Annotated in this window: 11 protein-coding genes and 4 pseudogenes; 11 read left to right on the top strand and 4 right to left on the bottom strand. The window is 69.4% G+C overall.

Annotation, left to right across the window (positions count from 1 at the left end; all coding sequences use genetic code 11):
- Positions 1 to 37 precede the first annotated feature (37 nt).
- Complete coding sequence (locus C7T91_RS21295) at positions 38 to 634, bottom strand: TetR/AcrR family transcriptional regulator (RefSeq protein ID WP_161556037.1); 597 nt, start codon at positions 632 to 634, stop codon at positions 38 to 40.
- A gap of 56 nt (positions 635 to 690) precedes the next feature.
- Here C7T91_RS21295 and C7T91_RS21300 point away from each other — a divergent pair, with 56 nt between their 5' ends.
- The 4 genes and pseudogenes from C7T91_RS21300 to C7T91_RS39810 all read left to right on the top strand — a co-directional run bounded on the left by C7T91_RS21300 (position 691) and on the right by C7T91_RS39810 (position 3,950).
- Entirely contained in the window at positions 691 to 1,095 is a 405-nt protein-coding gene (locus C7T91_RS21300) for a hypothetical protein (protein ID WP_161556038.1), read from the top strand.
- Between the two features lie 416 nt (positions 1,096 to 1,511).
- Positions 1,512 to 1,679 (top strand): annotated as a pseudogene (locus C7T91_RS40445) (IS30 family transposase); the annotation flags it as partial.
- Between the two features lie 179 nt (positions 1,680 to 1,858).
- Positions 1,859 to 2,009, top strand: a pseudogene (locus C7T91_RS39795) (helix-turn-helix domain-containing protein); the annotation flags it as partial.
- Positions 2,010 to 3,584: 1,575 nt separating this feature from the next.
- Entirely contained in the window at positions 3,585 to 3,950 is a 366-nt protein-coding gene (locus C7T91_RS39810) for a hydantoinase/oxoprolinase family protein (protein WP_161556080.1), read from the top strand.
- Between the two features lie 1,140 nt (positions 3,951 to 5,090).
- Here C7T91_RS39810 and C7T91_RS21315 read toward each other — a convergent pair.
- Positions 5,091 to 5,777, bottom strand: a complete 687-nt coding sequence (locus tag C7T91_RS21315) for a D-alanyl-D-alanine carboxypeptidase (protein WP_161556039.1) — start codon at positions 5,775 to 5,777, stop codon at positions 5,091 to 5,093.
- Between the two features lie 526 nt (positions 5,778 to 6,303).
- Between C7T91_RS21315 and C7T91_RS21320 the strand changes: the two genes are divergently transcribed.
- On the top strand, positions 6,304 to 6,909 hold the full coding sequence (locus tag C7T91_RS21320; protein WP_108261012.1) for a phage tail tip lysozyme: 606 nt from the start codon (positions 6,304 to 6,306) through the stop codon (positions 6,907 to 6,909).
- Between the two features lie 35 nt (positions 6,910 to 6,944).
- Here the strand turns inward: C7T91_RS21320 and C7T91_RS21325 are convergent, their stop codons facing one another.
- Positions 6,945 to 8,663, bottom strand: coding sequence for an ABC transporter ATP-binding protein (locus C7T91_RS21325; protein WP_108261013.1), 1,719 nt, complete (start codon positions 8,661 to 8,663; stop codon positions 6,945 to 6,947).
- Positions 8,664 to 9,165: 502 nt separating this feature from the next.
- On the opposite strand from C7T91_RS21325, the gene C7T91_RS21330 reads away from it, so the two are divergent.
- The 6 genes and pseudogenes from C7T91_RS21330 (at position 9,166) to C7T91_RS21355 (ending at position 14,215) form a co-directional block, all read left to right on the top strand.
- A complete protein-coding gene (locus C7T91_RS21330; RefSeq protein ID WP_108261014.1) occupies positions 9,166 to 10,194 on the top strand; it encodes a DUF2235 domain-containing protein in 1,029 nt (342 codons plus the stop codon).
- 77 nt (positions 10,195 to 10,271) lie between these two features.
- Positions 10,272 to 10,899, top strand: a pseudogene (locus tag C7T91_RS21335) (IS5 family transposase); the annotation flags it as partial.
- 741 nt (positions 10,900 to 11,640) lie between these two features.
- Complete coding sequence (locus C7T91_RS39815) at positions 11,641 to 12,198, top strand: transposase (protein ID WP_407943329.1); 558 nt, start codon at positions 11,641 to 11,643, stop codon at positions 12,196 to 12,198.
- A 337-nt stretch (positions 12,199 to 12,535) separates the two neighbouring features.
- Positions 12,536 to 13,474 (top strand): pirin family protein, encoded by a 939-nt coding sequence (locus tag C7T91_RS21345; RefSeq protein WP_108261016.1) that lies wholly within the window; start codon positions 12,536 to 12,538, stop codon positions 13,472 to 13,474.
- A gap of 112 nt (positions 13,475 to 13,586) precedes the next feature.
- Positions 13,587 to 13,808: pseudogene (locus tag C7T91_RS39820) on the top strand (30S ribosomal protein S3); the annotation flags it as partial.
- An 8-nt stretch (positions 13,809 to 13,816) separates the two neighbouring features.
- Positions 13,817 to 14,215, top strand: a complete 399-nt coding sequence (locus C7T91_RS21355) for a hypothetical protein (protein ID WP_108261017.1) — start codon at positions 13,817 to 13,819, stop codon at positions 14,213 to 14,215.
- 40 nt (positions 14,216 to 14,255) lie between these two features.
- On the opposite strand, the gene C7T91_RS21360 is transcribed toward C7T91_RS21355, so the two are convergent.
- Entirely contained in the window at positions 14,256 to 15,203 is a 948-nt protein-coding gene (locus C7T91_RS21360; RefSeq protein WP_108261018.1) for an ABC transporter substrate-binding protein, read from the bottom strand.
- Between the last annotated feature and the right edge of the window lie 9 nt (positions 15,204 to 15,212).

Genomic DNA, 15,212 nt, shown 5'->3' on the forward strand with positions numbered 1-15,212 from the left:
TGCCGCCCCGGCCCGGACACGGGTCCCGGCCGCGGCGTCAGGTGCCCGGCGGCCTCAGCAGCGGCAGCAGCTGGCCGCGCAGCCGCCCGATGCACTGGTCCGGACCCAGCCCCTCGAAAACCGCCATGCGCATGGTCCAGGTGTAGATCGCGAAGATCGACACCGCGGTCTCCCCGGCGGGCACGTCCGGGCGGAATTCGCCCGCTGCCGCCCCCCCCCTCAGCAAATCCGCAAGGACGGCCTCGAACTTGGCGCGTTCCGCCCGGTTCTCCGCCTCCGTTTCGGCGGGCCAGGTCCAGGAATAGGCCTGCATCACGGCGAGCATGGCTGGATCGGACAGATCGCCTTCGGCCCAGAACCTGAGCACCGCGAAGAGCCGGTCCTCCGCCGGTCCCGGACCCGCCGCGATGTCCAGGGAGGCCTCGAGCTGCGGCGCATTGGTCTCGCGGACCAGCGCATAGAGCAGCCCCGCCTTTCCATCGAAATAGGCGTTGATCAGGCTCGGCGACACGCCGGCCGCGCGCCCGATTTCGGTCACCGAGACATTCTCCATCCCATGCGCCGCGAAGAGCTCGCGCGCGGCTTCGAGGAGGCGGGCAATGGTTGCCTCGCGCTGGCGGTCCCGTGCGGTCACGCGCCGCCCTGATTTTGCCCGGAGCGATTTCATCGAGGCCATCATTGAGCTGTTTGATGAAACTGTCAACGAAACCCTTGATGAAAGGTCATCCCACCCCCATTTGCCTGCTTCATTCATCAAATCTTTCAGTGAAATACTTCTCGAAGCAGCAAGGACACCCGGCGATGCCCATCATGACGACACAGGACCGCCTGCGGCTTCTCGCGCAGGCCGCGCGCGCACAGGGCCTCGGCCCGTTCCAATTCGACGCTGCCCGGCAGCAGGCCGGGCTGGCGGATGACGGGAGCCTCCATGAGCTGGCGCTCGCCTGGGCGCAGGCGCTGCCAAGGGACTGCCGGACGCTTCACGACTACCTCCGGAAGCGGCATGCCACCGCAGAGGACGTCGCCGACCTCCTCGAACGCGCAGCGGAACTGGCAGGACAGCCGCCCGGCCCGCAGGACGGAGCCGCGCCATGACCCCGCGACGCGGCCGAACGGGCCTCACGTCCCGGCAGACAGGCAGCGCCATGCCATGGCCCGCTCCGGCAGGATGTCCCCGATGATCGGGCAGGCCTTGCCCGCCATCTGCCGGAACGGCGGAAGAGGCGCCGTGCGCGCCGCGGCCGCACGCCGCGGGACCGGGTTTTCTTTGCCAACCGCTCGATCCATGCGCGTCCCGGGAAATCAATGAACGCCAAGGGTTTGGCCATTGGGAATGAGCGGCGACCGTGGCCGCTGTGCGGCCGCGAAAGCGGCGCGAATGACCTGATGATCTTCAAACGCCACCTTGGCGACGCCAACGTCTGTCCATGGCCGAGCGCCGGACGTGGTTCGCGGTGTTGATCCGGAACAACGACCGCATCATCAGTGCCCTCTCGCCGCTGCCCCTGGCGGCCAGGCAGTCGATCACCTTCGACCGTGGAGTCGAGTTCGGCGCCTGACGCGAACTCGGCACCGGCATGGGCACCGGGAGCTGTTTCTGCGACCCGCAGGCGCCGTGGCAGAAGGGCCGGATCGAGACCCTGAACCGCCGTGCGCGCCGCTACCTGCCCCGGGACACCGGCCGAAGCTTTCCGCGAAGAACGGGCCAGGCTGATCTGAAACGGAACCGGTGTCGCAACCGAGTTGGAACTCACCTGGGGTGCGCGCTGCCTCGAAGTGCGACTCCTGTTGGAAAACAATGGGGAGAGCCAGCATGGGAACGGTCTGCATGCAACTGTCGCTGCAATAACGCCGCAAAATCGAGAACTGGCGGCACGCCAAGGTCCCCGACAGAGAGATGGCACCCGTCCTTGAGCGGCACAGATCGACCATCGTCCGGGAGATCGAACGCAACTTCCGGGCCGATGGCGCGTAGCCGAAGATACACCGGCAACTTCGGGCAGGCATCGTTGCAGAAAAGGGCTTCAGGACGTGATGCCCCTTTCCCCAGCTGAGGCCAGGCCCTGCGTTCGCGCTCGGCGGTGCCGGGGGCGTCGAAGCGGTTCGAGACCTGGCGGCAAGCATCCTCGGTCCGATCGATGCCGCGAATGATCCGGATGTAGATCTTGGCGGTCTGGCGCTCGGGGTCCTGTGAGGCGCTCCGTTCGCCGAAGGACCCGTGGCCTCTCCTCCCGGCGCCGCTCCGGCTCCGGACATGGTCACCGGACCATCGCTTGCAGAGCGAGCCGGAACCGTGGCGCCTTGGCGCCGTGCAAGTCCTGTTTGGATGGTTCCTGGATGGCAAGCGGGAAATGGCTTTGCTGCACCCATTCAGAAGCGGTCGTGTGTCCGGCCTGTTTGCGCGGCCTTGCAACCGCCGGCCCTTACGGCTTCCGCGTCCCGGGTCCCCGTCAGCTTGCCGTGCTGTTGCGCCCCGGAGTTTCAACGGGGTCGCCCGGGGGCGCGGCTGTGGGTGTCTCCGTCATCTCGCCGGTCTTGCCGCGTCAGGCAAGTCTCGGCGACCAGGGCTCCTTCCGGGCCAGAACGGCCCAGATGATCCAGGCGGCCTTGTTTGCCATGGCTATCGCCGCGAGCCGAAACGGCTTTCTCTCCGGCATTTTTCTCGGCCACGGGTCCCCCCCCTGTCCGGCCGGACCTGCGCGTTCCGGGGCCATCCGGTCAGGCATTCCGATTGCCGGCGAAGTCGTGGGCGCGGCCCCGCCGAAGCGGCAGCCGCAGCAGCGGCTGACCTCGCCGCAGCTGCGCCATCTGGCGGAATCCGCGCGGCTCGAAGAACGCCCGGACCATGTCGGCGCCCGGCTGACGATCTGGATCATCGCGGCCATGCTCGCCGCCTTCCTGGTCTGGGCCGGTTTCGCCCGCCTGCCCGAGATCGCCCGTGCCGAAGGCCAGATCAGCCCCTCGGGCTTCGAGCGCGAGGTGCAGCTGCCCGAGGGCGGCACGCTCTCTTCCCTGTCGGTGAAATCCGGACAGCAGGTCCGGGCCGGCATGGAAATCGCGCGCTTCGACGACCGGGAACTGCGGGCGCAGCTGCGCCAGGCCGAGCAGCAGCACCTGTCGCTGCAGATCCGTGCCGAATGGCTTTCGGCTTTCGCCGAAGGCCGCGAGCCGGATTTCAGCGGCTACGAGGCCGCGGCTGCCGAGATCGCCAACGGCCGGGCCGCCTTTGATGCGATGACCGTCTCGCTGGCCGACCGCCAGCAGGTGACCGACGAGCAGATCGGCCAGAACGAACGCGATTTCGCCATTCTGGAACAGCAGCTTGCCGCGCAGCGAAACCGTGTCGCCGCCACCCGCGACATCCTCGAGCGCCGCGAGCAGCTCTACGCCAAGGGGCTGGTCGTCTATACCGCGATCCTCGATGCGCGGCAGAACCTGACCGATGCCGAGACCGAGCTGGCCGCGATCGGCGAACGGATGGACCGCAACCGGATCGCGCGCCGCGAGCTCGAGGCGCGGCGCGGATCGCAGGCCAGTGCCGACCTGGCCGCGGTGCGCGACACGCTCCAGAGCTCTTCCGCACCATGGCGGAACGCGGGCTCGATCCGCGCGACTTCGTGCTCCTGCCCTTCGGCGGGGCGGGCCCGACCCATGCGAACCTGCTGGCCGAAGAGATCGGCATCGCCCGCATCCTCGTCCCCATCGCGGCTGGNCCGCTCGCTGCGCGTGACCCTCGATGCCGCCACCGCCGCGCAGGCCGAGGAGACCTTCGCCCAGCTTGCCGCCGAAGGCGATGCCTGGCTCGACGACGAACTGCCGGGCCTGGCCGGGCGCCGCGCCGAGCGCTCCGCCGACATGCGCTATGCCGGCCAGGCCTACGAGCTGCGCGTCTCCCTCGCACAAGGCGACGATGCCGCAGCCATGGCCGAGGCCTTCCACTGCGAACATGAACGCATCTATGGTTTCCGCGACGCCGCCGCCCCGATCGAAATCGGCACGCTGCGTCTTGCCACGATCGGCGCCGGAGAGCCGCTCGCCCCCTCGGCTGCCACCGGAGAGGCGGGTGCCGCACCCAGCAGGCCGGCATCGCCGTCCGGGACGGCGGCCGGGCCCGCCATGAGCGCGCGCAGCTCCATCATCGGTTTGGCCATCGGGGCATCCCTCGGTTCAGGCTGCGCCGGTTCTGTCGAACAGGTGGCGTTCACCGGCGCGATGCCGGCAACCCACCCCTGCCGGGAAACCCGATGGATACCGGAAGCGACACCGTCCGCCGGGACACGCCTGGCCGACCGGTCCGCGGGAAAACCCGGCATTGCGCTGCCGCTTCGGTTGGGCGCAAGGCGGGGCGCGGCTCCGCATTTGATCCGGCGCCGCATTTGGCAATAGCACAGCTGCCCCGCGCCCCTCGGACATCGCAGATCACGAGCCGCGCCTCCTGCCGCTTCGCCGATCTGCAGCTCTCCCGCGCACGGCAGCACGCAGACAGGCCTGCTTGTCCTCCCGGCATCCCTGCGCCACCATCCCGGCATTCCTCGTGTCCCCGACGCGTCCTGCGAACGTCGATCGCCATGGGATCAGTCGGCGACGCAGACCTCCGGCGGTCTCTGCGCCGTCGCTGTCATCAAGGCACCGGACAGGAGGCAGGGCATTCAATGGCCTCCTGTCCGGACCCTGTTCGGCAACCGCGCGCGTGTCGGCGGCTCCGCCGATGGGAGCAACGCGCCCAGATCAATCGAAACGGCACGGACCCTCTCATCGAGAGGGGCAGCCGCGCGGCAGCTTCCGGGCCCCCACCGCGGCCGGCGGAAACATCGGCCGCCATGGCTCCACGGAGCGAGGGCGTGCAAAGATCGGACAGGCGCAGCGTCAGGGGCCGAAAGCCCGCGCCGGGGCGCTCGGGCCGTGACGATGCCACCGACGGAGGATGGCCCGGACCGCGGCCTTCCGGCACCGGAGCAGCCCGGCCACGGCCTCGCTCATCGCATTTGAGCACAGCAAGGGGCGCCGACAAAGACCGCAGTAGCGGCCCCCGGTCATCTGCGGGCCGCTACCGGCAAACGGCACGAGCCGCCCCCAGGGCAGCGGCGGTGTCAGGCCTTGTCCGACCAGAGCCGGATCAGGTCGTACTGCAGGGCGCGCGAGCGCGTGGTCCAGCCGCGCGAGCCCGGCGGGCTCTCTTCGTGGCCCGGCGGGATCGCGGCGCGGCGCTCCGGCTCGGCGGTCAGGATCGCGAAAATCAGCGGCGTCTTGGCGGGCCGCCGGATGTAGCCGACGAGACAGCTCGCGAAATTCAGCGTCCCGGTCTTGGCGCGCAGCTCGAACGGTTCGGCCTTGCCCTGCTTGTCGTAGAGATCGACATGCTTGAGCAGCGGCCAGAGCGGCCCGTCCACGCCGACATGGTGCAGCATCTGCGTCATGTCCCGCGCCGTGACCCGCGACTCGGGGCCAAGACCGGAATGGTCGACCAGATGGCTTTCGGTCATGCCGATGCCCTGCGCCCAGGCCGACATCTCGGCAGCCGAGGCCGCGAGGTCCGCAGGGACCGCCCCGGTCCGCGCCTTGGTCGCGGTCAGTCCCAGAACCTCGGCGGTGAGGTTGGTCGAGTATTTCAGCATGTCGGTCGCCACATCGGCGAGCGGCGCGCCCTGGTGCAGTGCGACCGGCACCGCCTGGGGCAGCTCGTCGATGTAGTCGGGCTCGGGCAGCACCAGCGCGGGGCTGCGCATCGCGGCCAGCGTCCGCATCACCTCGGCGGTGTAGCGCTGGGTGTCGCGCACCGGCAGCCAGCGCCTCCATCGCCTGGCGCCAGGCATGGCTCGCGGGGCTGGAAAAGGCCTGGAACAGGCAGCGCGCCGCCCGCAGCAGGCGGGCCTCCTCGGCGGAGGTTTCGCGCCGGGACGGGCGCGTTCCGGCGGCGCTTCGGTCATCTTGGCGGTTTGCAGGGCCGCGCGGCCGGGTCCAGTGGCTCACAGTGTCTCTCCGGGATGGACATTGGCACTGGCTCGCTCCGTCGGGCGGAGCTGTCGCTGGCTGCAGGGGATCCGCAGGGACTTGCAGCCGCCGGATCCAATTCCTGACTTTTTTACTATGGCATTCAGCCGGAGGCAAGCCGGTTCGCAGGCTCCGGTCCATCCGGGGCGCCGGGCGGCCCCGCGCCGCCTCCCCGGCCAGCACCCAGGCCCGCCAATGAGCGAAGCCCCGCCGACAATCCGCCTTCCTGTTTGACCTGGCCCGCCCTGCGCCCTAGCCCCGCCGGGTTCCGGTCAGCCGGACGCCCGGCCCCAGCAGCAAGACCGGAATCAGATGTACAGAACCCGCCTCCTCTACCCCGCCCTCCTCGCCCTGCTTGCGGCTTGCAGCACGCCGCAGGACGGCGGCCGCAAGATCGCCTCGGACCGTCCGGTCAGCGTCCCCGAACGCCTGATGCAGGATCTCGAAGCCGATTTCGCGCTGCCGCCGGAAAGCGCCGCGGCGATCGCCGGGAATCTCGCGCATGAATCCGGGGCCTTCCTGATGCTCCAGGAGATCAACGGCGGGTGCTACGGCTATTCGCAATGGTGCGGCGTGCGCAAGCGGGCCTTCCGCAGCTTCGCGAAGACCCGCGGCGGACAGACGACCTACGAGGCGAATTACGGCTTCCTCGCCCATGAGCTGAAGACCGAATACCCGTCCATGCTGACCCGGCTGCGCGACATGCGCGACGTGGATGCAGCGGCGCGGATCTTCATGAAGGAGTTCCTCCGCCCGGCGCCGCGGACCGCGAACCTGCCGCGCCGGGTGCGCTTCGCCAAGCGCTTCCTGTCGTCGGATTTCGGCGGCACGGCCTGCTATTTCAGCTCCGCCCAGCCGGAAGCGAAGATCCCCGCCCCCTGCCCGGCCGCCGCGCCCGCCAAGGCAAAGGCGCAATAGCGGAGGGCAGGTCCTGTCCGGCCGGACGGGACCGCTCAGGCGGCCGGGAGGCCCTCCCCGGCGAGCCGGGCATAGGCGCCGCCCCGCCCCAGAAGCTCCGCATGGGTGCCGGTCTCGACGATCCGGCCCGCCTCCATCACCGCGATCATGTCGGCATGGGCGATCGTGCTCAGCCGGTGGGCGATGACCAGAACCGTCCGGCCCTCCGAAAGCCGCGCCAGCGCCGCCTGGATTTCCCGCTCGGTCTCGGTGTCGAGCGCCGAGGTCGCCTCGTCGAGCAGCAGCACGGGCGGGTCCTTCAGGAACACCCGCGCGATCGCGACCCGCTGGCGCTGGCCGCCCGACAACCTGACGCCGCGCTCGCCGACCACCGTGTCGAGCCCGTCGGGCAGCCCCGCCACCAGCTCGCCGAGCCGCGCCAGCTCGACCGCCCGCAGGATCTCGTCCTCGCCCGCACCGAGCCGCCCATAGGCGATGTTCTCGCGCAGCGTGCCGCCGAACAGGAAGACCTCCTGCGACACCAGCCCGATCTGGCGGCGCAGGCTTTCCAGCGTCATGCCCGACAGCGGCACGCCATCGATGCGGATCTGGCCCGATGTCGGCTCGTAGAACCGCGGCACCAGCGCCATCAGGCTCGACTTGCCCGCCCCCGAGGGACCCACCAGCGCCACGGTCTGCCCCGGCTCGACGGTCAGCGACACGTCGTGCAGGACGGCCATGTCGCCTTCATAGGCGAAGCCGACATGGTCGAAGACGATGCCGCCCCTGAGCAGCGGCGCCTCGACGGCATCCGGCGCATCGGCGATGTCCGGCTCGACCGACAGCAGCTCCTGGTAGCGGCGGAAGCCCGCGATGCCCTTCGGATAGGTCTCGACGACGGCGGCGATCTTCTCAAGCGGCCGGAAGAACACGCCCACCAGCAGCAGGAAGCCGACGAAGGCGCCGGTGGTCATCGAGCCCTCCAGCACGAAGCCCGCGCCCGCGACCATCACCACCACCTGCACCAGCCTGAGCCCCATGTAATGAATCGCCGACGAGGTCGCCATGATCCCGTAGGCCTCGAGCTTGGTCCTGCGGTAGCCCTCGTTGTCGGCGGCAAACAGCCGTGCCTCATGGCGCTCGTTGGCAAAGGCCTGCACCACGCGGATGCCTCCCAGCGCCTCTTCGAGCCGGACGTTGAAATTGCCGACCCGGCCGTAGATCTCGCGCCAGGCGCGGGTCATCCGCCCGCCATAGACGGTGACCAGCCAGACCATCAGCGGCACGATCACCGCGGTGATCAGCGCCAGCTCGACATGCAGCGCCAGCATCAGCGCGAAGGCGCCGGCAAAGGTCATCACCGCGACCACCAGATCCTCGGGCCCGTGATGCGCGACCTCGCCGATCTCCTCCAGGTCGCGGGTGACGCGGGCCACCAGCTTGCCGGTCTTGGCGCGGTCGAACCAGCGCCAGCTCAGCCGCGTCAGATGCGCGAAGGCCCTGGCCCGCATCTCGGTCTCGATGTTGATGCCGAGCTTGTGGCCCCAGTAGATCACCACCGCCATCAGCCCGGTATTGACAGCGTAGATCGCCACCAGCGCGCAGGCCGCCAGCACGGTCAGCCCCCAGTCGCCCATCGGGATCAGCCGGTCGATGAAGCCGGTGATCGCCAGAGGAAAGGCCAGCTCCAGCAGGCCCGAGGCGATGGCGCAGCCGAAATCGAGCCAGAACAGGCCCATATGCGGGCGGTAATAGGAGAGGAAGTTGCGCAACATGGCGGGACCTTTGCTCGGAAACGGCGACGGGGACGCCGCCGGTGCGCGGCAGGATGGCCGTCCCGCCGCCATGGATGCCGCAGCGCGCGGCGGATGTCATTACCTTGGCGGAACCGCCCGCGGCGGAAAACCGGCCGTGCCCGGACGCTGCCGCATGATCGCCTTGGCCCGGCCATGGACCAGCACAGCGCCCGGACGTCCGTCTTCTGCGGGCCTCCGCCGCACCCGATCCGTGCTGCGGGACGGGGCGCGCCGTGCCGTGTAGAGCTGGTCAGGCGGCAGGCCGGGGTGGTGCGCCGGGCAGGGAAACCGCCGCTGCCGTGCCGGCGGCAGACGCGTCCCGGCCGGTGGTTTCCGATGACAGGGGCGGGATCTGCCCGGTCAGAGCAAGGTTTTGCTAACCTTGTTTCCGGCTGCCGGTGTTAATCTTCGTTTCACCACTCGCGCGCTGCGCACGATGATGTAAACTTGGGTTAAAGCCTGACTGGTGCATGATGAGCCCATGACCCGGAGCCGTGACACAAGCCGTTCGATCTGCCAGCCGCCCCTCTCGAAGGTGCTGAGGCAACGACGGCGGCCTGCCTCCAGCCTGCCCAAGCGGCTGCATCGCGGCCCGCAGGATCTGGTGGTGATCCTCGACGGCACGCTGTCGACTCTGCATCCCGACAAGGTGACCAATGCCGGGCAGATCTACACGCTGCTGGCAGGGATGCCGTGGAAGGACCGGCCGCAGCTCTATTACGAGGCCGGCATCCAGTGGGACTGCTGGCGCGACAGCTGGCAGGTGATCGCCGGGGTCGGCATAAACCGCCAGATCCAGCGCGCCTATGGCTGGCTGGCCTCGCGCTACCGGCCCGGCGACCGGATTTTCCTGCTGGGCTATTCCCGCGGCGCCTTCGCGGTCCGCTCGCTGGCGGGCGTCATCGACCGGCTGGGCCTGCTGAAGGCGCGCGCCGCGACCGAACGCAACATCCGCGATCTCTACCGCCATTACCGCGAGGGACCGCTGAGCGTGGCGGCGCAGCGCTTCGCCCGCCGCTTCTGCCACGAGTCCGCGCCGATCGAGATGGTCGGCGTGTTCGACACGGTCAAGGCCCTGGGCCTGCGGCTGCCGCTGCTGTGGCGGCTGACCGAGCCGCGCCATGCCTTCCACTCGCCGGAGCTCAGCCCCAACGTGGCCCATGGCTACCAGGCGCTGGCGCTGAACGAGACAAGGCAGGCCTTCGCGCCGGTCCTGTGGTCCGAGCCCGAGGGCTGGCAGGGCCGGGTGGAGCAGGTCTGGTTCCGCGGCGCCCATGGCGACATCGGCGGCCAGCTCGCCGGGCGCAGCGAGGCGCGGCACCTGTCGAACATCCCGCTGGTCTGGATGCTGGAGAAGCTCGAGGAACGCGGCATCGCCCTGCCGGACGACTGGCACAGCCGCTTCCCCTGCGATCCGGCGGCGCCGAGCGTCGGCAACTGGCGCGGCTGGGGCAAGTACTTCCTCTACCGCCGCCGCCGCGTGCCGGGCCGCGAGACCAGCACGAAGTGAATCCCGGAGCATCTTTGTGCAACAAGGCCTACCGCACCACCAACTGGAAATCCTACAATGCTGCACTGAAGCGGCGCGGCTCGCTCTTGGTCTGCTTGGACAGCACCGGCATCAAGGTCCTGGGCGACGGCGAATGGCTTGCCAGGATGCACGGCACCCAGTGCCGACGCCAGCAACGCAAGGTCCATCTGGCCATGGACGCTGCGACCGGCGACATCCGGGCGGCGGAATTCACCTCCAGCCGGGAGGGCGACAGCCCCGTGCTGCGGGACCTTCCGGACCAGCCCCCGAGGACGCGGAAATCGGCACCGTTACCGGTGATGCTGCCTTTGGCACCCGCCGGTGCCATGCGGCGATCCTGGCGCGCGGAGGCACGGGGGCTCGGGCATTCCTTCGGACCGGTGGCAGTCATGCCCTCGCTCCGATCCGCAGAAATGGCGGCCTCTGGAAGGAGGATTGCCGGCGGCGCTGGCGCGCAACGACATCCTGCTGGCCACACGGCGCCTCGGCCGGACGATCTGGCAACGTTGGGCCGGCTGCCAGGTCCGGAGGAGGGTCGAGGCCAGGATGCGGAGCCTCAAGGCCTCTGGCAAGCGTGTCGCATCGAGGGATCCCGACCGCCAGACCGCCGAGATCCACATCCGCGCAGCCCTGATGAACCGCTTCAACGCCCTCGGCTCCGCCGGGGTCGAACGCGTGGCCTGACCTAGCTGGGGAAAGGGGCATCATGTCCTGAAGCCAACTTCTGCAACAATGCCATTGGGGCGCTCCTGGTGACGGCACTTGTGCCGGCGATCAGGAGGTCTGGATGAAGCAGGACGTCTCCCTCATCGGCGCGGGACTGGCCAAGCGGTCTTCCGCAAGACGCTGCCGCGCAGGCAGTTCGGGAATTCATGAAGGCCCGGCCCAGGTGCCGGGTGGCAATGCAGGCCTGCGGGACGGGCATCGCCGGGCCGGGCTGCTCCCGGAGGTCGGCCCGCTCTCGCCGAAATTCTCGAAACTTTTGTCACGACGCAGGGCGAGGCAGGGTCCGGACCCGTCCCCGCGGCGCCTCTGCCGCCGAACGACATGGCCGGTGCCGCGGCGATTGCCGAAGCGGCCTGTCGTCCGAGTCCAAGCGGGTCCGCGCCAGCGGATCGGACGATCCGGGGGATCGCTCGAAGTCGCAGAACGCGCTTGGTCGAACCCCAGCCGCCGGAACGGCAGGGCCTCGGCAGGATCTTCGGGCTGCGGGACATCCGGGCCGGGCAGCGGCTCCAGGTGATCAACAGCCTGCGGGGAGTGCTGCCGGACTTCGGGATAGCCGCAGGCCTGCCCGCCCCGGTCCGGACCATGTCGCAGCATTGCCTGGGGCAAGTCGACGGCCTGTCCGCGCGGATCACGGAGCACGGCGCACAGATGCAGGCGGCAAGCAGGCGAACCCGGCTGTCCGCCGGGCTCCGGAAGATGCCGGGAGTCGGCCCGGTGACGGCGATGGCCGTTGCTGCCTGCGCCCCGCCGATGGACGCCTTCGGGCGCGGCCGCGATTTCCCGGCATGGCCCGGCCTGCCGGGACGGCATTCGAGCGGGGGACAGCAAAGGCCGGGCCGAACCGGCAACTCCGGCGCCAGTCGATCATCGGCGCAATGGCGGTGTTCTCGGGCACCAAGGCGCGGCTGCTGGCGGCAATCGCGTTGGCCAGAAGCGAGCGGTCCAGTGCCAAGGGTCCGAGCGGACTGCGACCGGCCCGCATGCTCTGGGCGATCATTGCGAAGGACGAAGAGTTCCGATGCGGTCCGCAGCTGGGGCATCGCTGCGCCTGGGGCACGGCTCCGACAATGCGCGAGAAGCCGAAGCGGGCAAAAGATCGATTTCGCAGTGGTGGTTTCGGCTCCAAGACCCGGCCCGCGACATTTGAGGCGGTCCGCCACCGGACGCCATCATGGGGCGCGCTCACGCCCGACCTCGCAGCGACCATGGCCCAAGACGGACAAATCGGACCTCCGCTTGACAAGGCCGCAATGAGGGAACCGCCTCTGACAGGCGCCATCGGTCCGAATGCCGACGCGGATGGCGGGGAGCCGGATTGCGGCGGCCACGGGGCACAGTCTCCGGACCGGCGCTCTCTATGGATCATCCGGATGGAATGTCCCGGCCGCGGTTCCCGGAGTGCCTTCCCGATGTGCCATGTCCTATCCGGTGCCGGGGCGAAAGCTTGGCCTCCGTTCCGGTCGGGGCGGCCAGTTCCGCCGGGGGCGGATGGCGGCACTTGTTCCTTCATGCACAGAACCCCTGTCGCATCGCGTGTTTTCTGCAATCCCGGATAGTGTAGGCTTCCGGCATCCCAACTGGAGCAAGCCCGATGTCCTGGAATCCCGTGCTCGACCCGCAGACCCCGACCGGCGATCAGGTGGACCTGATCGACACGCTGATCATCCCGCGCGCCCGCGACCTGGGCGGCTTCGAGGTGCGCCGCGCGCTGCCCGCGCCGAAGCGCCAGATGGTCGGCCCCTTCATCTTCTTCGACCAGATGGGCCCGGCGGAATTCGTCACCGGCCAGGGCATCGACGTGCGGCCGCATCCGCATATCGGCCTGGCGACGATCACTTATCTCTACAGCGGCAAGCTGCATCACCGCGACTCGCTGGGCACCGACCAGTGGATCGAGCCCGGTGCGGTCAACTGGATGGTGGCGGGCCACGGCATCACCCATTCCGAACGCACCGACGGCGACCTGCGCAGGGCGCCGCATGGCCTGTTCGGCATCCAGACCTGGGTGGCGCTGCCGAAGGATCACGAAGACCGCGTGCCGGACTTCGAACATGCCGCCAAGGAGGCGCTGCCGGTTCTGGAGGGCGAGGGCAAGACGGTGCGGCTGATCCTCGGCCGCGGCTGGGGCGAGACCGCGCCGGTCAAGACCTTCTCCGACATGATCTATGCCGATGCCGTGCTTGAGCCCGGGGCGGCGATCCCGCTGCCCGGGGACCACGAGGACCGCGGCATCTACGTCACCTCGGGCTCGGTGATCGTCGCGGGCGAGGAATACGCGGCCGGGCGCATGGCGAGCTTCCGGCCCGGCGACGAGATCACGCTGGCCGCCGGCGGGCAGGGGACGCGGCTGATGATCCTCGGCGGCGAGACGCTGGAGGGGCCGCGCTACATCTGGTGGAACCTCGTCGCGTCGTCGAAGGAGCGGATCGAGGAGGCCAAGGAGGCCTGGCGCCGGGGCGACTGGGCGCATGGCCGCTTCTCGCTGCCGCCGGGCGACGATGCCGAGTTCATTCCGGCCCCGGAGCGCTGAGAGATTTGCGGCGGGAGGCAAGAAATCTTCGGAAAACGTCTTGACCTCCCCCGCCGCTGCCGCTAATTCCCCGCCTCACGCGGTTGTAGCTCAGTTGGTTAGAGTACCGGCCGAGTGGTACCGCGAGGGCCGCGTTCCGCTGCACACCCTGCGTGCGGACGTGGATTACGGGACCGCCACGGCGTTCACCACCTACGGCACCTGCGGTATCAAGGTGTGGGTGTTCAAGGGCGAGATCCTTGAGCACGACCCGNGCGGCCGCTCCGGCGGGCGCCGCGAGCGCGACGGTGAGGGTGGTCGTGACCGCCCGCGTCGCGAGCGCGAGCACGCGTGAGGTAAGCCATGCTGCAACCCAAGAAGACCAAGTTCGGCGGCGCAATTGGCGGGGGGCACGCGATCGGTGCCCGCGGCGGCGGCAGCGCCGGCGAATGGCGGCAGATTTCGGTGCGTCGCGTTTCCGTTGCGCATCGCCATCCCGTCGGGCGGAGCGACGCCGGCCTGCAATGGCCCTGTATCCGCGCCTTCTCGGCGGCCGTTCGGTTCAAGGCGTTTGCGGAAGCAGTCCGGACCGTTGGCGCGAATTGGCCGCTGCCGACCGCTGCCCCGCCGCGGAAGCCGCCGCTTTCCGCCAGGGGGCATGCAGTGTCGGCCAAGATGCACCGGCCGGACGGACGACCGGCGGCAGCCGGTCCTGCCGGGCGCAACGGCGCCCCGGATCAGCGGAGCGGCCGGGGCTTCTAGGCCCCGGCCGAAATGGCGGCACGCGGCCGCGGATCGCGGCTTACATGCAGTCGGCGATGTACTCGTAGCGATCCGCCTTCTCGGCTTCGTCCTCGCGGATCACGACCAGCTCGGTCATCGTCGTCTTCTCCAGCGTCTCGCCGTTGATCAGCGCCAGTGCGGCCTCCATCGCCGCTTCGCCCTCCTGCTTCGGATTCTGGGCGATCAGTGCCTGGATGGCACCGTTCTTCAGCGCGGCGACCTCGGCGGAGGCGGCGTCATAGGCGACCATCTTGACCCGGCCGATGGCCCCGGCCTGGCGCAGGCCGGTGATCGCGCCGATCGCGCCCTGGTCGTTGGTCGAGAAGATGCCCGCGAGATCGGGATGCGCCGACAGGGGCGAGGTCACGATCTCCGCCGCCTTCTGCGGGTCGTCCGACTGGTACTGGGCGCCGATATACTCGATGCCTTCATGCTCGGCGATCTTCGCCTCGAAGCCTGCGGTGCGGGCATCCTGCGCCAGCGAGCCCGGCGGCTGGGTGATGATCAGCACCTTGCCCGTGCCGCCGAGGATTTCGGCCATGACCTCGGCCGCCATCTCGCCGCCCTTCTCGTTGTCGGTCAGCACCTCGGTCTCGACGAAGCTGTTGTCGGCGATGGTCTGGTCGACGGTGATCACCTTGGTGCCGCGGTTGGCCAGCTCGCGCATCGGCTGCACCAGCGCCTGCATGTCGGTGGGCACGATCGCGGCCACGTCCGGACCGGCCGCGGTCACGGCATTGACCACCGGGATCTGGCTGTCGGCAGCGAACTGGTCGCCGGCCGAGACGGTCAGCGCGAGCCCAAGCTCTTCGGCGCGCGCCATCGCCCCGCATTGCAGCGCCTGGTAGAAGGGCGAGCCGCTGACGCCGAGCACCAGCGAGACGGTGCCCGCTTCCTGCGCCTGGGCGGTGGCCGCGAAGCTGGCCGCGCTGGCCAGGACGGCGGCGGTCATGGTCCGGAATTTCATGGGGAAACC

Origin of the sequence: Mangrovicoccus ximenensis (assembly GCF_003056725.1) — a bacterium.
GTDB lineage: Bacteria > Pseudomonadota > Alphaproteobacteria > Rhodobacterales > Rhodobacteraceae > Mangrovicoccus > Mangrovicoccus ximenensis.